The organism is Streptococcus sp. 343_SSPC (assembly GCF_001072385.1).
Lineage (GTDB): Bacteria > Bacillota > Bacilli > Lactobacillales > Streptococcaceae > Streptococcus.
The window spans coordinates 65,904-86,141 of sequence record NZ_JVKU01000029.1 but is presented as its reverse complement, the minus strand read 5'-3'; the positions used below and the strand labels follow the sequence as shown (position 1 = coordinate 86,141).

Below are 20,238 nucleotides of genomic sequence, written 5' to 3'. Positions count from 1 at the left end.
ATTTAGCATCAATTCATGAAAAAACATACCTATTTTTTATCATTTTTCACTTTCTGGGAAAAAAAACGATAAAACTATACCTTATATATTTTTCTTTTATTGACATAAAAAAGGCTAAGAATTTCTTCTTAGCCTTCTTTTTCAAACTGATTTTCTCTCGTTTATGGTGCTAGATGTCCTAGTTATTCTTCTGAGTTTGTATTCTCTTTAATAACCAATTCTCCATCTTCCATATCCGCTAACAAGTGTTTAGCATCAAGGTGATCCAAGTGGAAGTCGGTTACCTTGTCACGGATTTGTTGTTCAACCACCCGACGGAGTGGACGTACGCCCATGACTTCATCGTATCCTTCTTCGGTCATGTATTCTTTGGCAGCATCGCTCACCACCAAGTCAATGTCTTTCTTAGCAAGAGTTTTGTTCACTTCTACTAACATCAAGTCAACAATCTTAGAAAGGTCTTCCTTGCTCAAGTGTGAGAATTCGATCACTGCATTAAAGCGGTTCAAGAATTCTGGACGGAAGAATGGTTTCAAACGATCCAAGAGTTCTGGTTTGTCCGCATCTTCTGTCAAGTTGGCTTCGTAACCAAAGCCAGCGTTTGAAGTAGCGATAATTACGGTATTCTTGAAGTTGACGGTGTTTCCTTGACCGTCTGTCAAACGACCATCATCCAAGACTTGGAGAAGGAGGGTGATGACTTGAGGATCCGCCTTTTCAATTTCGTCAAGAAGGACGATTGAGTATGGATTACGACGGACGCGTTCTGTCAAAGTATTGTTGTTGTCATCATAACCAACATAACCTGCTGTTGTACCAATCAATTTAGAAACGGCTGTACGATCGCTGTATTCTGACATATCCAAACGGATGATAGCATCTTTGGTACCGAACATATCAAGGGCCAATTGTTTAGCCAACTCAGTCTTCCCAACACCAGTAGGGCCTACGAAGAGGAAGCTACCGATTGGGCGGTTTCCTTCGTCAAAGCCTGCACGGTTCCGACGGATCGCTTTGGCAACGGCTTCAACAGCCTTGTCTTGACCAATAACTTTGGTTTGCAAACGGTGACCCATATCTTTCAAGCGTTCGATATCAGTTGCACCCATTTGTGATACTGGAATACCAGTCATCCGTTCGACAGACTCTGCTACGTCATTGACAGTTGCTGTCACCTTGTGATCTTCTGTATGGTTTGCAATTTGTTTTTCCAATTCTTCGATCCGAATTTTTGCATTAAGGGCTGCTTCGTAATCTTCTTTAGCAGCTGCAGCTTCTTGTTTCGCTTTTTCTTCTTCAATTTCATGTTCCACAGCATGGACATCTGTCACTGGGTGTTGTGCTGCCAAGTGAGCAGCTGTCACATCGACCAAGTCGATGGCCTTATCAGGCAAGCTACGTTGTGGAATGTATTGAACAGAATAATCAACTGCCGCTTTCAAGACTTCATCAGGCAAGACCACATTGTGGTGTTGTTGATACAATTCACGGATTCCTTGGAGGATCTTGAAGGTATCTTCAGCAGATGGAGCATTAACCTTGACTTCGTTGAAACGACGTGCAAGAGCTGCGTTTTTCAAGATGGTGTTGCGGTATTCATCTTGAGTGGTTGCCCCAATCACGGTCAATTCCCCACGTGAAAGAGCTGGTTTCAAGATATCCGCAAGACCTTTAGATCCTTGACCATCCCCTGTGCTACCTGCACCAAGGATTTGGTGGATTTCGTCAAAGAAGAGGATAATGTTTCCAGCTTCTTTAACTTCGTTGACCAAGTTTTGAATATTTTCTTCAAAGCTACCACGGTATTGTGTACCAGCTTCTAGACCAGAAATATCAATGGAGATGATTTCTTTGTTCTTGATAGCAGCTGGGACATCCCCATTCACGATAGCTTGGGCCAAGCCTTCTACAACGGCTGTTTTACCAACACCAGCATCACCAACAAGAACAGGATTGTTCTTAGTACGGCGAGAAAGAATTTCAGAAGTTTCTTGAATTTCTTTATTACGTCCAATAACTGGATCTAGCTTACCTTCACGAGCTTCTTCGGTCAAGTTACGACCAAGTTTTGCAAGGATCCCATCTTGTTTCATGCCTTTACCTTGATGGTGTTGCACTTGCTCGCTTCCTTCATTTGGAAGTTGTCCAGTTTGACGGTAAATAGCGAATTCTTCCGGTGTCACTTCACGACCGTTGATCATATAGCGACGGCTTTCAGAACGAAAACCACCCATGTTTCCCATTAGTTGATTGAAAAGATCATCCATATTGTTAAAGTTGTTATTCATAGTTGTTACCTCTAGTTTACATAATTTTAATTTATTCTTGAAAATGAGTAGCCGATTTGGCTACTTTACGTTTTTTACATAATTTTATTTTACTTTTAAATGAATAGCCTCGAGGGCTAGGATCTTGTATTTCTTCTTTTATCAATTAGTTTTCTATATTTTGGAAATAGCATCTCACCATCTCCTTTCCACTATTGATCCTGTAAACTCTTGAGATTTTCCAACCTCTTTTTGTTTACATAAATTATTATAACGCAGTCCGATTTTTTTGTCAACACTTTTTACATAATTTTTTACATTTTTTTAAAAAATTTTTTCCAGACTAAAAAACACACCCTTACTAGGTGTGTCTCCTGTTAAATCATGTATTCGACACTGTAGGTGGCGTCGGATAGAATCCGTGAAAGGAATTGTTTGGTTCGTTCTTCTTTTGGACTGTTGAAGAATTCATGCGGTTCATTTTCTTCGATGATGTGTCCGCCATCCATAAAGATGACGTGGTTGGCCACATCACGCGCAAAGCCCATCTCATGGGTTACGACAACCATGGTCACTCCTTCTTGAGCCAATTGCTTCATGACATCTAAGACGTCACCGACCAACTCTGGGTCTAACGCCGAAGTTGGCTCGTCTAGCAAGATCACGTCTGGTTTGACTGCGATGGCACGCGCGATTCCGATCCGTTGCTGTTGGCCACCTGACAATTGAGAAGGATAGTAATCCTTATAAGCGAGGAGACCAACTTTTTCAAGGGCTGATTCTGCCCGTTGGATAGCCTCTTCTTTTGGAATCTTACGGGCTACAACCAGGCCTTCTAAGATATTTTCAAGCGCTGTTTTGTTGGCAAAGAGATTATAATGCTGGAAGACAAAGGCTGTCTTTTGGCGGATTTCTAGAATCTCTTTTTTGCTGAGTTTTGCAAGGTCATACTCTTTTCCACCCAAAGTCAAACGGCCTGTATCCGCCTTTTCCAAATGGTTGAGGCAGCGAAGGAAGGTTGTTTTTCCTGATCCAGATGGACCCAAAATAACCACGACATCCCCTTGGTTGACCTTGAGATTGACATCTACCAGGACTTGGTGGTCCTTAAATTTTTTCGATACGTGTTCTACTTCTAACATCTTCTTTTTTCTCCTTCTTCTATGCGAGTGTCAGGCGTTTTTCTAAGCGATTGAATCCCCACTGAATCACCCCACAAATGACAATATAAAGAATAAAAATCACTAGATAGGATTCAAAATATTGATAGCCATAAGAGGCTTCGACCTTGGCAATGGCAGTGATATCCTTGATGGTCATGACAAAGACAAGGGAGGTACCTTTGACCAAATTGATAACTAAGTTACACAAATTGGGAAGGGCTGCACGCAGGGCTTGGGGAAAAACAATGCGGATATAGGCTTGGCGGTTAGTCAAACCAATGGCTTGCGCTGCTTCTAACTGGCCCTTATCCACGGTCAGAATAGCTGACCGGAGAATTTCAGCCAGACTTCCTGTTGTCATCAAGCTAAAAATGATAAAGGCATAGTAAATGGGATTGATCTCAAAGACATTAAAGTGACTGCCTATGCTCTTAAAAAAGCTATTTAAGAGACTGGGAAAGAGACTATAAAAGAAGAGAATCAAGAGAATCGGAGGCGTCGCGCGAATAAAGGCTAAGTAAACCACTGAGAAACTGCGAACCCCTTTGACCTTATAGATCTGGCCGAGTGCCAAAAAGAGGGCTGGAAAAAAACTCAAGAGAATCGATACGACCATGATCAGAAGGGTCACTGGAACACCACCCAAGGTGGCTAGAAACGTTTTACTAATAAAATTGAAATCCATAAGCTACCTTTCTGTTACACTGAGTCGTTTTTCAAGCAATTGAGCGGAGAAGGAAATCACAAGGGCAATAGCCCAGTAGATCACTGCGACGGCTGTATAGGTCTCGAGGGAATAATTTCCAAGATTGCGACTGATCAAGTTGTTTCCTGCTCCCATGATATCGATAAAGCCAATGGTATAAGCCAATGCAGCATCGCGCATGAGGTTCAAGATGGCAGTTGTCATATTTGGAAGAGCCACGCGAAAGGCTTGTGGAAGGACAATCCGCCAAATGGTCTGAGCTGGTGTCAACCCGATACTCAAGCCCGCTTCCATCTGACCTTTTGGAATGGCCAAATAGGCTGCCTTGAAGACCTCGGAGATCATTGCTGCAAAGAGAAGAAACATGGCAATCAGGACAAAGACAAACTTGGACCAGTGGTCAATGTCGATGCCCAACCACCAGTTCAAAAATTGGGGCAGTCCATAAAAGACCAAAAAGAGCAAGACTATCGGAGGGGTACAACGCAAGGTAAAGACATAGCCTTTTGCCAGACCTGCTCCTACCTTATCTTCTGATACTTGTGCCCAGGTCAAAACCAAGCCAAAAGCAGAACCGAGAAGCGTCGTTAACACCATCAAAGCTAGGGTCGCCGGTAGGGCCTGGACCAAGGTTGGAAGAAATGACCAGACCTTGGAAATGTCGTATGAGACCATGTTTCTTTTCCTTTCTGTATCCGTATAGAAATAAGGAAGCTGGGGCTATGCGCACCCAGTTTCATCTTATTTTTCTTTATCTACATAACTGAAGACATCTTCACCAAAATATTTTTCGGATAATTTAGCAAGCGTCCCATCTTCTTCCAATTCTTTGATGGCCTTGCTGTAGGCTTCCGCAAATTTTTCGTTTTTCTTATCCTTATGAATCAATGGGTAAGTTGGAATTCCTTTGTAGGCAAACCAGCTAAGTTTGTCTGCATATTGGTGGTAAGAACCATCTTTATCTGTGACAGCTTTTTCAAAGGAAAGTTTGATGTCAAAGAAGCCGTCGTAACGTCCTTCCAGAACCCAAGCATAGGCATCTGCGACTTTGAAAGATTCAGCAGCTGTTAATTCGATTGGTTGGTCCTTATGCTTTTCATTGTATTCTTTAATAACATTCCATTGGGCATTTTGTGGTGAAATTGGAACCAATTTTCCTTTTTCTTTAGCGAAATCATCGATGTTCTTGTATTTATCCGCATCTTCTTTCCGTACGGTAAATCCGATGATACTTGCTCCGATTGGTTCTTTTGGAATGATAAATTTCTTGGCGCGTTCTTCGGTATACCAAGCTCCTTTGGTTCCGATATCGTATTTACCAGATTCTAGACCAATCAAGAGGTCGTCGTCACTGGTTCCAGTATACTCAAACTTGTAGTCTGGTAGCTTTTCGTCAATAGCTTTGAGCACAGCTACTTCATAGCCATCTGATTCCCCTTTTTCATCGACGAAATCGTACGGCACATAGTTTTGAGTATGGGCCACTTTCAAGGTTGTTACATTATTAGATCCTGTTGATCCTTTACTTTCGTTTGCGTGGTTCAAGCTTCGACCAATAATCGTTGCACCTGCAAGGGCAAGAACAGCCACCCCACCAATAATCCATGTTTTTTTACTCATATTCTCTTTTCTCGCTTTCTATTTTCCTTATTCTGCTGCAGCTTCACGAACCCATTCGATTCGTTCTTCATCAATGTCACTTGGAATGGTACAATCGGCACCGATGACCAAGCCTGTCGTTCCCGTTTCTGCGATGATGCGTTTGGTTTCTGCTTGGATGGCAGCCTTGTCTCCTGTGTAGAGAAGACCATTTTTACCATTTTCAAAACCACCGAGAACCGTGCGTCCACCGAAGATTTCGCGTCCTTCTGCTAGGCTGATGCCTTCTGGTCCGACTGCCCAGTTGATGACTTGAGCTGGGTAGTCTGTAAAGAGGTGGATATCATTGCGAGCTCCTTCGTAGCCACAGATATGAAGAATGTTTACGCCACCAGCTTCCTTAGCTGTCTCTAAGACATGGAGTTCACTCGGTGCGATGACTTGTTTGTAAACTTCCTGACTGACACGCGAATCTTGTATACTTTGAACACTGAGGTAGATCCCGTCTGCTCCTGCTTCTTTGATGATTCGTTTGCTCAAACTGGCAATATCTTGGCCAATGGTATCCAATACTTTTTTAAGAGTGGCTGCATCTTGATCGATGAAGTTGGCGATCAAGTCATCTCCTCCTGAAACTTCTCCGACCAACCATTTGAAGTAGGTCACTGGAGCAAAGATGTTGTAGATGGCTACAATGTCCTCTTCAAAACCGGCACGGATTTTTTTCACAAGCTCTACCTGCTCTGTGATCCATGGATGATCTGCTCCAAGGGGTTCAATCCCTGCTAAGTCTGAGATGTTTTCAAGGCCTTTGTGAATGGCTGGGTTTGGATAAGCAAAGTAGCCATCACTCATGAGTTTGACAAAGTCTGGTTTGACCTTGTGTAGGAAGTTTTTATGACCATTGAGGTTTTTTTCGATAATTTCTGGATTGGAAAATCCTTTTAACCATTCATCTTCCCTTGTAAAATGATGCCAAAAGCCAACTGGCACACGATCAACCGCTTCCCCTCTGAAAGCTTTTAAGACTAATTCTCTTTTTGTGGACATGTTCTTACCTCGTTCTGTTCTTTTCTTGCTAGTTATCTTAACACTTGGACTTTTATTTGACTAATATATATTTTTTATCAAGCCCTTCATCTTTTTTTATCACTGATCTTCTAGGAGCAGGACGCCCGCTAGATCAGACGGGCGAATGAGGGAGAGACTATGGGCTGGAATTTTCTCCAGTCTTTCCACATCCGGATCCTTTTTGCTTTCCTCTTGACTGCTAGCGGCAGCAACTTTTGCGAGTCCTAGGACTAGGAATAAAGCTACCAGCATCAGACACCAAATATTGATTTTTTTCATCTCCCTCTCCTTTCTCTTTTATAAGACAGCTGCTTGGCGCACCCAATCAAGACGTTCCAATTGGAAATCGTCTGGCACGGTGCAGTCTGCTCCAAGGATCAAACCGCGACTTCCAGCTTCTGCCACCAAGCGACGGGTTTCTTGCTCGATAGTTGCTCGTTCCCCTTGGTAGAGCAAGCCTTTCTTACCATTGACAAAGCCACCCAAGACGGCGCGATTGCCAAAGAGCTTGCGCCCCTCTGCTAAGCTGATCCCTTCATGATGGGTCGCCCAGTTGATAACCTGAGCTGGATAATCCTTGAAGAGTTCCACTTCATTGCTAGCTCCTTCAAAGCCACAGATATGAAGGATATTGATGCCACCCGCTTCATTGGCCGCTTCTAGGACAGCGATACTGCTCGGTTCAATAATCTTGCGGTATTCTTCATCTGTCACGCGCTCATCTTGGATCTGCTGAGTTGAGAAGTAAATCCCTTCCACTCCCGCTTCTTGGATCAAGCGGCGACTAAGAATAGCGATATCTTCAGCAATGACATCAAGTACATGGGCCAAGGTTTCTGGATCTTCCTTGATAAAGTCCGCAATCACTTGATCCCCGCGAGAATGATCTGTCCGGAACCAGCGTTTCAAATAAGAAATGGGCGAGAAGATGTTGTAGAAAGAAGCAATCTCCTCATGAAAATGAGAACGAATTTCCTTGACCACTTCAATTTGTTTTTCAATCCAAGGATGATGCTCTCCGATGGGCTGAATATCCTTTAATTCTTGGATTGATGTGATCTCTCTCGAATAAAGAGCACTCGGATAGCGGAAGAAGCCATCGCTCATAATCTTGACAAAATCAGGGGAAATTTCTTCAACATAGTGTTGGTGTCCTTTGATACTTTTTTCAAGTACGGCCGGATTGTCTAGACCCAATTCTTTTTCTTCTTGGGTCACATAATGGAGCCAAAATCCTACAGGAATTCGCTCTACTGCTTCGCCTCGAATGGCACGAAGAACCAATTCTTTTTTACTCATACCGTGAAACCTCCTCAATCTCTTCTCCAAAAGGAAGACTGATTGCTGCCCTTCTGAAATTTGTAACCATGATATCACCTCGAAAAGTAGCTGACTAATATATTTTCCCTATCAAGGCCTTAAAATTTCTTTATTGAGGTAGGTATCAAAAAAAGCGCAAGCCCTTGAAAATAAAGCCTTGCGCGCATTCTGATCTATTATTTTATTTTTGAAGAAAGGAACCTACTTTGAAAATTACTTGACCCCGTTATAAGAATCAACTATACCCCTCCTTTTCATTCTCCTAAAATATGGTATACTAAAGAAAAAGGAGGTGCCTATGTCTTCCATTCGTTTAATTGTCAGTGATATTGACGGAACCATTCTGGACCAGCAGCATCAGGTCGATCCCGACCTCATCGAACTCATCCCCCAGCTCCAAGAAAAAAAGATTCCTTTTATCTTAGCATCGGCTCGTTCTCCTATCGGGATTGCTCCTATCGCAAGAAGATTGGGCGTCCATCAGGAACCAATCGCTTGCTACAATGGGGCTCTCATCATCAAGGGAGAAGAAATTCTATTTGAACACAGCCTGAACAAAGATGAGATCCGCACCTTCCTCCATCGTGTGGAAGAATTAGATTCCAGCATTTCGATTAATTGTTATAGTGGGGCAGTCTGGTTCAACTCCAGAGAGGACCAGTGGACACAAGTTGAGGCTTCGATAACTGGTGAGACGCCACAGATACAGCCACTTTCTCAGACTCTCTCTGACATTGATCTCCATCTCCACAAATTGCTCTTGATTGGGGAGACTCAGAAGATTCAAGAACTCTATCAGAAGCTGGATCCACAAGAATTTCCGCAGACGGCCTTCTACCTTTCCAAGGAAAACTACCTAGAAGTCACCGCCAAGTCCGTCTCAAAAAGAGATGCTGTCCTTGAACTGGCTGCTTATTACCAGGTCCCTTTGGAACAGGTCATGACCATCGGGGATCACTTCAATGACCTCCCCATGATTCGTCTGGCTGGACTTGGAGTTGCCATGGGAAATGCTCCTGAAGCTGTCCAAAAGGAAGCTCAAGTTGTCACCAGCAGCAACCAAGAACACGGCGTAGCACAAGCTATCCAAAAGTATGTCTTACCACCATCAGATAAATAGCCCATGAAATTTTTTCATGGGTTTTTCTAACTCACTTTCTTTAACCCAGGCTCTGATAAAAGTAAAAGAAGCTAGGACAAGCTCCTAACTTCTTTTCATCTTTATTCTACTGTTACGGATTTAGCAAGGTTACGTGGTTTGTCTACATCAAGTCCACGGTGGAGGGTTGCAAAGTAAGCGATTAATTGGGTTGGTACCACCATTGAGATTGGTGAGAGGTAAGGGTGGACCGTTGTAAGAACAATATCATCGGTATCTTTGGCAACATTTTCCTCAGCGATAGTAAGGACCTTAGCTCCACGCGCTGCCACTTCTTGGATATTTCCGCGAGTGTGGTTGGCAAGAATTGGGTCAGACAAGAGGGCCAAAACAGGTGTTCCATCCTCAATCAAGGCAATGGTTCCGTGCTTGAGCTCTCCAGCCGCAAAACCTTCACATTGGATGTAAGAAATCTCTTTAAGTTTGAGACTAGCTTCCATAGCCACATAGTAGTCTTGACCACGTCCGATGTAAAAGGCGTTGCGTGTTGTTTCAAGAAGGTCACGAACCTTAGCATCAATCAGTTCTTTTTCTGAAAGGGTTGATTCGATAGACTGAGCCACGATAGATAACTCATGAACCAAATCAAAAGCCTTGGCTTTTTCATTGCCATTTGCTTCACCGACTGCTTTTGCAAGGAAGGCAAGGGCTGCGATTTGCGCTGTATAGGCCTTAGTTGATGCTACGGCAATTTCAGGACCTGCATGAAGCAACATAGTATGGTTGGCTTCACGTGAAAGGGTTGATCCTGGCACGTTTGTCACTGTTAAGCTTGGAATTCCCATTTCATTGGCCTTGACCAAAACCTGACGGCTATCAGCTGTTTCACCAGATTGGCTGATAAAGATGAAAAGTGGTTTCTGGCTGAGAAGTGGCATCCCATATCCCCACTCAGAGGAGATACCGAGTTCAACTGGCGTATCTGTCAACTCTTCCAACATCTTCTTAGAAGCAAATCCTGCATGGTAAGAAGTCCCAGCTGCTAGAATGTAGATACGGTCTGCGTCTTGAACAGCCTTGATGATAGCTGAGTCTAGGACTACTTGACCAGCTTCATCTGTGTAGGCTTGGATCAACTTACGCATTACTGTTGGTTGCTCATCAATTTCTTTGAGCATGTAGTAAGGATAGGTTCCCTTTCCGATATCAGACAAGTCAAGCTCAGCAGTATAGCTAGCACGCTCACGGCTGTTGCCATCGTAGTCTTGCACTTCAACGCTATCAGCTTTCACAATTACCAACTCTTGGTCATGGATCTCCATATATTGGTTGGTTTCACGAATCATGGCCATAGCATCTGAGCAGACCATGTTATAGCCTTCTCCAAGACCAATCAAAAGTGGTGATTTGTTCTTGGCCACGTAGATGACATCTGGATTTTCAGAGTCAATCAAAGCAAAGGCATAAGATCCACGGATGATGTGAAGGGCTTTTTTGAAAGCTTCAAGTACTGACAAGCCCTCTTCTTCCGCAAATTTTCCAATCAAGTGCACTGCGATTTCAGTATCCGTTTGTCCCTTGAAGTGGTGACCTGCCAGGTATTCTTCTTTGATTTCGAGATAGTTTTCAATCACACCATTGTGGACCAAGACAAAACGTCCTGTCTCAGAGCGGTGCGGGTGAGCATTGTCTTCTGTTGGTTTCCCGTGAGTGGCCCAACGAGTATGTCCGATACCAGTTGTTCCCTCTACTCCAGCTGTCTTGGCAGACAATTCCGCAATACGACCAACCGCTTTCACCAAATGGTTCTCAGCACCACCTAGGACAAAAATCCCCGCAGAATCATAACCACGGTATTCGAGCTTTTCAAGCCCTTGAATCAAAATATCCGTTGCATTTGTATTTCCAACAACACCAACAATTCCACACATAGTATATACGACACAGACAAGCTGTGCTTTCTCCTTCTATAAAAATGAAAGAAAATAGGTATCCGTACTTGAGTTCCCTTATTTTCTTAGCCAATTTATAAAATTGGTCTAGTCTGATTCGATAGAAAAATTATCAGCGGAGTCAGTATACAATGCTTTTTTCTGTTTGTCAACCTTCAAAATATCAAAAATTGGTCTAGTTAAGAAAGGATTAAGAAAAACCTACCAACTTTTTTAGTGATAGGTTAGGATGATTGGCTTATTTTTAGATCGTCATTGATGCCAACTGATCTAAATGCCTATCGAGTAATTGTATAAGTTTCACTTCATTTTTTGATCTTTTTAATCATCAAATCAACTCCCAGCAAAACAACTATAATAATGAAAATATAGGCAAACATGGACTGACTCGATAGATGTTCCCCACTCGCATTCTTCAAGATAATCCCATAAGATTCTTTGTAGTTCGTTATTACTGTAGACGGTGCATGATCAAAGACTTTACTAATTGCATCTTTCATTAAAATCTGTTTTAGTAGTGCATTCACTTGTGTCAAAGGGAACCAGGACATGACCTGTTGCAAGCTTCCTCCTACAGAACCAATAGAAAGATAAACACCTGAAATGAATCCGATAAAAGTTCCAACTATTGTACTCAAAGTTGTAAATGCTGAACTGGTTCGAATAAAAGCTAGGATCGGCAGAATAATAGTTGCAGATAACACCGTTCCCATTGTGACAACTCCTAAAATAGATAAGTAGTCCATCATAGAATAGTCAAGAAGAGCACTAAAACCATTAAACATACCAATTGCAAAGATACAAGAGAACAGAGTCATAATAATCCCAAATAATATCGCAAAGATCGCATACGATAGTTCAATTTTAAAGTTAGAAACTGGACTGACTTTAAAGTCCTCACTCAATTTCTTTTCTCTATCCGAAACCATCACTCCAAATGCACCAAGAGTACTGGTCATTGAAATAATGGTCGTTAAACCTGAGATTAACCAATAATTGACCATCTGGATGGTGTCCGTAGAGGCGGTATCACTATTCAAAGCTTCCTTGATGGCATCAATCTGAATTTGTCCTAAAAAGACTTGATAAACCAAGATTAAGATGATGACCGATAAGAAGGACATAAAGAAAGCTAAGCGATCTCTTGTATAGACTTTCCGATTTCTAGAGATTAATTCAAGCATTCCCTTCTCCTCCTTTAGATCTTAGTAAGTTCAAATAAGCTGCTTCTAAATTTGAATATTCTACATTAAATGTTTCAATAATTGATTTTCCTTGATTTTCTGCAATAATTTCCATCATCTCTTCAACGGAAACATCCTTACATACGACTTCTGCCTCCGAAAGGATCTGACACTTATTAGCAAACTTAGAGACAGATAACGAATTGACTGGTTTACCAGGTTTTAACGTAAGATTCAGGTTAGTGGTTGAATGCTGTTTAATAAAATTGGCAATATCTCCTGAATAGTACAAGTTCCCTTCGATTAAGACATTTAAGACATCACAAGCAGCCATCTCTTCTAAATAGTGTGTAATTAGAACGACTGTCATATTTTCTTTTTTGTTCAGATAATTAATCGCTTCCCATAAATCATGACGAGATTGTGGATCTAAACCAGTTGTTGGCTCATCTAACAAGAGCAAAGACGGTTGTGGCAATAACGCTCGGGCAATGTCCACTTTTCGTTTTTGTCCTCCTGATAAACTGCCATAGTTTTTCTTCTTAAGATTAGCTACGTCCAAATAGGATTGCAGATCTTTAATACGCTTTTGTACTTGTGATTTTGATAATCCATACAAGGCTCCTCGAGAAATCAGGTTTTCCTCTACCGTTAAATGATCATCTAGACGATTGCTTTGAAATACAACACCGATATGTCGATAAAAATCTTTCGTTGACAATGATTTTCCATCTACTTCCCAAAAAATCTCTCCTGAACTTGGCTTGAAATTCTGAATCAACAAATTAAAAAGCGTTGTTTTCCCAGCCCCATTCGGTCCAAGAAGTCCATAAAATTTACCTTCCTCAAAAACTAAATCAATTCCTTTCAAAGCCTCAAAGGAACCATAACTTTTCTTTACATTGTGTAATCTAATTTCCATTTTCTGACACCAAGATCCTTTTTTCTTTCCTTGTACTCTCAGTATACCCAATTTCTATCCCTTAACGTGAGGACATTCATGTCCAGTCTAAGCATCTTTTTCATCAAAAAACACCTGTGAATCTTCACAGGTGTTTAATGTTCATTTTATATTTTTTTGAGGGCAACAAACGAAAGGATAAATGCTCCTCTATACCTCAGTGTAGTTTAGACCTTTTTTGGCAAGGTCCTCTTTCCACTCTTCTTGCATGTTTCTCTTCACTAGATCCTCAGATAACAAATCAGCCATCAAGCATACTTTTTGATAATCATTTTTTGCTTCTTCTAAGTTATCTTCTATAAATAAAGCAACTTTCCAATTTAATGCATAAACAAAAATATTATCCTGAAAATCATGTCTCTTTGTCATAATATCATTTAAGGCTTTAACAATGTCTGGCAATCTGTCGTATATCCCATAATGGGCTAACACACCTGCAGCTGAGATAAGAGTGTTTTGTAGTATTTCCAACTCTGATAAGGGGAAATAATCTATCGCAAGTAGGATTTTCTCTACTAAGTGTATAAATTCATCTTGATCAAAGGCTCCCAAAGCCAAAGAAAGCAAGCGCAATTTGATAATCTCCACATCGTTGAGACTTAACTCTTTTTTCTTCATGGCTTGCTCTAGATACTCATCTAATAAACCTTGATCAAAAGAAGGATTTTTAGATCCAATCATATCAACCGTGGCTTGGGCGACCTGGACAGACAGTTTTTCTTCCTCTGGCAGGTTATCAAAATAGTTTTCGTAAATATCCTCAATAATTTCTTCATGCCGATGAAGACGATCTTGATCTCCATAATGGTATAACGTCCGTAGTTGATATTTCAGGTTCAGATACTCTGCAGGTAATTCCAAACTAGTTTGATTTGTCAAAGCATCCAAAGAAACACCTAGTTGTTCAGCAATATACTTCGCTGTTGCAATCGTTGGCAAAGACTGACCCTTTTCAATTCGCTGGAGTTGGCGCGTCGTTAATAGGTCCTCAATACCACAGATTGCTTGTCTACTTAATCCCTTACTTTCACGTAGAGTTTGTACTTTTTGTCCTAGTTCTGTTTTAAAATCCATCATACAAGCTCCTTTTCTTCTGATTTCATTATAGCACATATTGAAGTTGAAGGGTTTTGAACCTTTTCCAGCACTAAATGAAAAATCGGAAATGAAGAATGCCGTCAGAAACATCTGCATCTGATGGAGTTCCACACTTCCGAAAATAAAACTAGTCAGTCATTTACTGAAATGAACGGGCCTATCGTACTTAGATAACAGAATCCTCAAAAACTTACTCTTCAAATCCATTCTGCTGGCTCAATTCACGGAACCAATGACCGGATTTTTTCAGGCGTCTTTCTTGAGTGGCTAGGTCTAATTCGACAAGGCCGTAGCGGTTTTTATAGCCATTGAGCCAAGACCAGCAGTCGATAAAGGTCCACATAAGGTAGCCCTTACAGTTGGCCCCATCTTGGATAGCTCGGTGCAATTCACGCAGGTGGTCTTTGACGAAGTCAATCCGGTAGTCATCTTGAATTTCCCCGTTTTGACGGAATTTTTCTTCCCCTTCAACTCCCATTCCATTCTCTGTTAGGAGCCACTCGATGTTGTTGTAATTTTCTTTGATATTTTGGGCAATATCGTACAAGCCTTGCTCATAGATCTCCCAGCCTCTATGTGGGTTGATCTTTCTTCCTGGCATGACATAGGGTTCGTAGAACTGCTCGACCAACATAGGAGACTCTGGGTTTGGCGCATAACGGGGCGCAGAGACACGCATTGGTTGGTAATAGTTGACCCCTAAGAAGTCGACTGTATGTTCTTTGATCAGCTCTAAGTCATTTGGATCCACCTCTGGCAAGAGAGCACGCTCCCGCAAAATCTCTACCAACTCTGGTGGGTAAGTCCCAAGAACAGACGGATCGAGGAAGGATTTAGCTTGGAAGAGCTCAGCGATTCGTGCCGCCTTGACATCTGCTGGATGCTGACTCCGCGGATAGGCTGGCGTCAAGTTTAAGACCACTCCAATTCGATAGTTTGGATCCACCTCATGACAGGCCTGAACAGCAAGGCTACTTGCCAACTGGGTATGGTAGGCAACTTTAACTGCTGCAGCGGCATCCACCTTATGTGGGTAATGGGCATCATAAAAGTAACCAAACTCTACAGGAACAATGGGTTCATTAAAGGTGATCCACTGATCGACCAAGTCTCCATAGGTTTCAAAGCAGAAACGAGCATAGTCGCGATAGGCGTAGACCGTCTCCTTATTTTCCCAGCCATCTCCTTCTTCTTGCAAGGCAAAAGGAAGGTCAAAGTGATAGAGATTGACCATCAAGTGAATACCTTTGGACTTGATGCGTTCAAAAACTTGGCGGTAAAAAGCCACTCCTACTGGATTGACTTCTCCACGCCCTTTAGGGAAAATCCGAGACCATTGGATGGAGGTCCGAAAGGCAGTATGCCCCGTCTCGACTAGAAGCTCAATGTCTTCCTCCCAGTTTTCATAAAAGGTCGAAGTTAAGCCAGGTCCTTCTTGGAAGCGAAAGCGATGAGGCTCTACCTGATACCAGTAGTCCCAGAGGTTGTCCCCCTTACCATCTCCGGCAAAGCGCCCTTCTGTCTGAGGACCAGATGTCGAAGTCCCCCATAAAAAATCTTGTGGAAAGTTGATCATGTGTTTATCCTCTCTCATTGTCTTCCTCTCTATTATACTCCCTTTCAGCCCTCTTCCTAGAGACTATTTTCAGTCATTTTTACGCAGATTATAGAAAAAACACGCTAGCTATCAGAAGACCCGATTTCTAACGTGTTTTGTTTCCATTATAGTTGATTAACGACATAGTCAAAGAGAGCCTTGTCTCCTTCACTTATCTGATAACGCAGTTCTGGATGCCACTGCACCCCGAGAAAAGCTGTCCCGTGGGATGATTGCACCGCTTCGATGATCTGATCTTCAGAGCTAACAGCAATCACTTCTAGATGAGGGGCTAGATCCTTGATCGCTTGATGGTGGTAGGAATTGATCTGACCAACTTCCCCGAACAAGTCTCGCAAAACGGTCCCCTCGACGGTTTCGATTGAATGACTAGCTTCGCTGGCAGGATTTTCCTGCCAGTGATGATCGATATCTTGGTAAAGCGTCCCGCCCATGGCTACATTGTAGAGCTGCATGCCTCGGCAAACCGTGAAGATAGGCTTCTTAACGGCTACTGCTTCCTTGATCAAGGCCAATTCAAAAAGGTCGCGCTCAAGCAAGTAATCGTCACTGACAATTTCCTTTTCTGCTCCATAAAACTGAGGAGAGACATGCTGACCACCTGTGATGATCAGCTTGTCAATCAAGGAAATATAGTGCTCAGCCGTTGCTGGGTCTCCAATCGGAAGGATGAGAGGGATGCCCCCCGCTTCTTGAACCCCTTGGACAAAGCCTGTCGGTGTGTAACTGAGGTACATTCCTTCCTCTTCACGAAAAGGGCGTTGGTTACCCGTAATCCCAATCACTGGTTTCTTCATCGCTCATTCTCCAATCTCTTCATAACTAGTATAATTCCTTATTTTATCATACTCCAAAGGTGACTTTCAACTTTTTTCATGATTTTGAAAATAAGGAGAGATTTTCTGGAATTTTTACGAATAATACAAGTGAAGAAACAATTTTCTTCAAAGAAAGGAGAAGATAGATGAACACAATTTGTATTCATTCTGATGACATACTATCAGATCATGAACTAGCCTCTATTCAAGGTGGATTTATTCCAGCTGTCATTGCAGGGGTAGCTACATGGAAAATTGCTGCAACTGCTGTCAGTAGTATCGGACTCGTTTTTGCTGCAGGAGCAGGACTAGGATATCTAGCTAACCGTCCATAGGTAAGAACGATGAAAAAAAGACGCATATTCCATATCATCACGATATCTACTTTACTTTTTTCTAGAATCTTTTTAGCAGTTCTACAAATCTTACACGACCTTCACTATCTCACACTCCCATTTGAAACTTATGGAGTGAGTGATTTACTTTCTGTGATTCTTGTTATTTGGATCCTCATCATTGCATATCGGGGAATCAGAAAGGAGAAAAGCAATGAACAATTTACAACTTTTAACAACTGAAGAATTAGAAAACACCAAGGGCGGTGTTGGCCTAGCTGAAATCGTTGCGATTTCAGGAGTTGCGAACTTTTTCGTATCCGTCTTTAATGCAGGATATAAATTCGGAGCTGACTTAGCCCGACGCCATTAATATAAAAAAACAGTTGAAAAAATTTCAACTGTTTTTTTATTGGTTATTTTACAACGATATTAACGAGTTTAGTTGGCTCAAACAGTTTGGGAAACTGTTTGAGGTTGCAAATAAGCAAATAAATTGGTTATTTTACAACAATATTAACCAATTTATTTGGTACACTAATCACCTTCACAATATCTTTGCCATCGATCTCTGCTTTGACTTTTTCGTCAGCCAGAGCCACTTCTTGCAATTCTTCGCGTGAAAGGTCTTTTGCGACCATGAGTTTAGCACGGACTTTACCTTTGATTTGAACAACGATTTCGATTTCGTCTTCAACCAATTTGCTTTCGTCCCATGTTGGCCAAGCTACATAAGAGATTGACTCCCCTGTTGCTGCGACTGTTTGCCAGAGTTCTTCTGCCAAGTGAGGGGCAAATGGGGCGATCAATTGGATAAAGCCTTTGGCATAATCCACATAGAGTTTATCTTCCTTGTTAGCAGCGTTGACAAAGACCATGAGTTGGGCAATGGCTGTGTTGAATTTCATCGACTCGATTTGCTCTGTGACAGCTTTAACGGTTTCGTTATAAACCTTGTCAAGAGCACCATTGTTGTCCGCAACAATTTCTTTACTTGTAATCAAACGGTAAACACGGTCAAGGAATTTACGGCTTCCTTCCAATCCTTCTTCAGACCAAGCGATGGAAGCATCAAGTGGTCCCATGAACATTTCATAGACACGAAGGGTATCCGCACCATATTGTTCCACCACATCATCTGGATTAACCACGTTCTTGAGAGATTTAGACATCTTGGCTGGTGCTTGCTCCAACTCTTCTCCTGTTTCCACATGGAAGAAGGAACCATCACGTTTTTCAACCTTGTCAGTCGCCACAAGTGCGCCACGGTGGTCACGGTAGCTTGTCCCCAAGATCATTCCTTGGTTAAAGAGTTTTTGGAATGGTTCTTTCGTTGGAACTACACCGATATCATAGAGGAATTTGTGCCAGAAACGAGCGTAAAGCAAGTGAAGCACGGCGTGTTCTGCACCACCTACATAAATATCGACTGGCAACCATTGTTTGAGGAGATCCTCGTCAGCCAATTTCTCAGTGTTGTGTGGATCGATATAGCGGAGGTAGTACCAGCTTGAACCGGCCCATTGTGGCATCGTATTCGTCTCACGACGACCTTTGACACCATCCTCACGAGTCACTTCCAGCCAGTCTGTCAAGTTAGCCAATGGGCTTTCACCAGTACCTGAAGGGCGGATGTCCTTGGTTACTGGCAAGACAAGTGGGAGTTCACTTTCTGGAACAGCTGTTGAAGTTCCATCTTCCCAATGAATGATTGGGATTGGTTCACCCCAGTAACGTTGACGGCTAAAGAGCCAGTCGCGGAGACGGTAAGTCACCTTCTCTTGACCAAAACCTTTTTCTTCCAACCAAGCCACAATCTTGGCAATCGCATCTTCTTTGTTAAGCCCGTTCAAAAAGTCAGAGTTGACGTGAAGGCCATCCTCTGTGTAAGCAGCTTCTGCTACGTTTCCACCTTCCAAGACTTCTACGATTGGAAGGCCGAATTGTTTAGCAAATTCCCAGTCACGCTCATCATGGGCAGGTACGGCCATAACAGCACCTGTACCGTAGCTAGCAAGAACATAGTCGGCAATCCAGATTGGGATTTCTTTGCCATTGACAGGGTTTATGGCATAAGCACCAGTCCAAACCCCTGTTTTTTCCTTGGCAAGGTCTGTACGAGCCAAATCTGACTTGAGGCTGGCTTGGTGTTTGTAGTCAGCTACAGCCTCAGCTTGTTCAGGTGTTGTGATGGCATCTACTAGTTCATGCTCAGGCGCTAAAACAGTGAAAGTCGCACCAAAAAGGGTATCCGGACGTGTCGTAAAGACGGTGAATTCCTTGTCTGTTCCTTTCACCTTGAAAGTGACATTGGCACCAGTTGATTTCCCAATCCAGTTGCGTTGCATATCCTTGATAGACTCTGGCCAGTCAAGCTCATCCAAGTCAGTCAGCAAGCGTTCCGCATAGGCAGTGATTTTGAGCATCCATTGGCGCATTGGTTTGCGGACAACTGGATAACCACCACGCTCAGAGGTTCCGTCAGGAAGAACTTCTTCGTTGGCGATAGCTGTTCCCAATTCTTCAACCCAGTTTACTGGCACTTCAGCTTCATAAGCCAAACCTTTTTCGTAAAGCTTAGTGAAAATCCATTGCGTCCACTTGTAGTAGTTTGGATCTGTAGTATTGACTTCACGGTCCCAGTCGTAAGAGAATCCAAGCGCATTGATTTGGCGTTTGAAGTTGGCGATGTTTTCCGCTGTGAATTCCGCTGGGTCATTTCCTGTATCCATAGCGTATTGCTCTGCAGGCAAACCAAAAGCATCCCATCCCATTGGGTGAAGGACATTGTAACCTTGGGCGCGTTTGAAACGGCTGAGGATATCAGTTGCTGTGTAGCCTTCTGGGTGTCCTACATGAAGACCCGCTCCAGATGGGTAAGGGAACATGTCAAGTGCATAAAACTTAGGTTTTGAAGCATCTGTTCCTGTCTTAAAAGTATGATGGTCAGCCCAGTATTTTTGCCACTTAGGCTCGATTTCTTTATGATTGTAAAAACTCATGCTGTCTCTCCAATTTTCGTGATGCTCCTATTATACCATTTTTAA

Annotated in this window: 18 protein-coding genes; 3 read left to right on the top strand and 15 right to left on the bottom strand. The window is 42.5% G+C overall.

From position 1 onward, the window contains the following. Window positions 1-182 precede the first annotated feature (182 nt). The 8 genes from ADH27_RS09590 to ADH27_RS09555 form a co-directional block, all read right to left on the bottom strand. Entirely contained in the window at window positions 183-2,288 is a 2,106-nt protein-coding gene (locus ADH27_RS09590; protein ID WP_048717630.1) for an AAA family ATPase, read from the bottom strand. A gap of 356 nt (window positions 2,289-2,644) precedes the next feature. Beyond that, complete coding sequence (locus ADH27_RS09585) at window positions 2,645-3,409, bottom strand: amino acid ABC transporter ATP-binding protein (RefSeq protein WP_048717628.1); 765 nt, start codon at window positions 3,407-3,409, stop codon at window positions 2,645-2,647. Window positions 3,410-3,428: 19 nt separating this feature from the next. Continuing rightward, window positions 3,429-4,115, bottom strand: coding sequence for an amino acid ABC transporter permease (locus ADH27_RS09580; protein WP_048717626.1), 687 nt, complete (start codon window positions 4,113-4,115; stop codon window positions 3,429-3,431). A 3-nt stretch (window positions 4,116-4,118) separates the two neighbouring features. Beyond that, the gene (locus ADH27_RS09575; RefSeq protein ID WP_048717624.1) at window positions 4,119-4,811 is read right to left on the bottom strand and encodes an amino acid ABC transporter permease; all 693 of its coding nucleotides are present in this window, start codon (window positions 4,809-4,811) and stop codon (window positions 4,119-4,121) included. A gap of 66 nt (window positions 4,812-4,877) precedes the next feature. Further along, a complete protein-coding gene (locus tag ADH27_RS09570; RefSeq protein WP_048717622.1) occupies window positions 4,878-5,756 on the bottom strand; it encodes a transporter substrate-binding domain-containing protein in 879 nt (292 codons plus the stop codon). Window positions 5,757-5,783: 27 nt separating this feature from the next. Further along, window positions 5,784-6,785, bottom strand: coding sequence for a uroporphyrinogen decarboxylase family protein (locus ADH27_RS09565; RefSeq protein ID WP_048717620.1), 1,002 nt, complete (start codon window positions 6,783-6,785; stop codon window positions 5,784-5,786). Window positions 6,786-6,884: 99 nt separating this feature from the next. Next, the gene (locus tag ADH27_RS09560) at window positions 6,885-7,085 is read right to left on the bottom strand and encodes a hypothetical protein (RefSeq protein WP_048717618.1); all 201 of its coding nucleotides are present in this window, start codon (window positions 7,083-7,085) and stop codon (window positions 6,885-6,887) included. 18 nt (window positions 7,086-7,103) lie between these two features. Next, window positions 7,104-8,105, bottom strand: coding sequence for a uroporphyrinogen decarboxylase family protein (locus ADH27_RS09555; protein WP_006596959.1), 1,002 nt, complete (start codon window positions 8,103-8,105; stop codon window positions 7,104-7,106). Between the two features lie 319 nt (window positions 8,106-8,424). Between ADH27_RS09555 and ADH27_RS09550 the strand changes: the two genes are divergently transcribed. After that, window positions 8,425-9,246, top strand: coding sequence for a Cof-type HAD-IIB family hydrolase (locus tag ADH27_RS09550; RefSeq protein WP_048717616.1), 822 nt, complete (start codon window positions 8,425-8,427; stop codon window positions 9,244-9,246). A 101-nt stretch (window positions 9,247-9,347) separates the two neighbouring features. On the opposite strand, the gene glmS is transcribed toward ADH27_RS09550, so the two are convergent. The 6 genes from glmS to ADH27_RS09520 all read right to left on the bottom strand — a co-directional run bounded on the left by glmS (window position 9,348) and on the right by ADH27_RS09520 (window position 16,835). Then, entirely contained in the window at window positions 9,348-11,156 is a 1,809-nt protein-coding gene (gene glmS, locus ADH27_RS09545) for a glutamine--fructose-6-phosphate transaminase (isomerizing) (RefSeq protein WP_048717614.1), read from the bottom strand. Window positions 11,157-11,482: 326 nt separating this feature from the next. Further along, window positions 11,483-12,361, bottom strand: a complete 879-nt coding sequence (locus tag ADH27_RS09540; RefSeq protein WP_048717612.1) for an ABC transporter permease — start codon at window positions 12,359-12,361, stop codon at window positions 11,483-11,485. Beyond that, complete coding sequence (locus tag ADH27_RS09535; RefSeq protein ID WP_048717610.1) at window positions 12,354-13,283, bottom strand: ABC transporter ATP-binding protein; 930 nt, start codon at window positions 13,281-13,283, stop codon at window positions 12,354-12,356. Before ADH27_RS09535 ends, ADH27_RS09540 begins: the two co-directional genes overlap by 8 nt. Before the next feature lie 189 nt (window positions 13,284-13,472). After that, the gene (locus ADH27_RS09530) at window positions 13,473-14,399 is read right to left on the bottom strand and encodes a helix-turn-helix domain-containing protein (RefSeq protein ID WP_239681789.1); all 927 of its coding nucleotides are present in this window, start codon (window positions 14,397-14,399) and stop codon (window positions 13,473-13,475) included. A 211-nt stretch (window positions 14,400-14,610) separates the two neighbouring features. Further along, entirely contained in the window at window positions 14,611-15,996 is a 1,386-nt protein-coding gene (locus tag ADH27_RS09525) for a glycoside hydrolase family 1 protein (RefSeq protein WP_048717667.1), read from the bottom strand. 146 nt (window positions 15,997-16,142) lie between these two features. Continuing rightward, window positions 16,143-16,835, bottom strand: coding sequence for a gamma-glutamyl-gamma-aminobutyrate hydrolase family protein (locus tag ADH27_RS09520; protein ID WP_048717608.1), 693 nt, complete (start codon window positions 16,833-16,835; stop codon window positions 16,143-16,145). Window positions 16,836-17,002: 167 nt separating this feature from the next. Between ADH27_RS09520 and ADH27_RS09515 the strand changes: the two genes are divergently transcribed. Further along, entirely contained in the window at window positions 17,003-17,191 is a 189-nt protein-coding gene (locus tag ADH27_RS09515) for a class IIb bacteriocin, lactobin A/cerein 7B family (protein ID WP_048717606.1), read from the top strand. Between the two features lie 214 nt (window positions 17,192-17,405). Continuing rightward, window positions 17,406-17,564: a class IIb bacteriocin, lactobin A/cerein 7B family gene (locus ADH27_RS09510; protein ID WP_048717604.1), complete on the top strand. Its 159-nt coding sequence runs from the start codon at window positions 17,406-17,408 to the stop codon at window positions 17,562-17,564. Between the two features lie 127 nt (window positions 17,565-17,691). On the opposite strand, the gene leuS is transcribed toward ADH27_RS09510, so the two are convergent. Further along, window positions 17,692-20,193 carry a leucine--tRNA ligase gene (gene leuS, locus ADH27_RS09505; RefSeq protein WP_048717602.1) on the bottom strand — a complete coding sequence of 834 codons (2,502 nt, stop codon included), beginning with the start codon at window positions 20,191-20,193 and terminating at the stop codon, window positions 17,692-17,694. Window positions 20,194-20,238 lie beyond the last annotated feature (45 nt).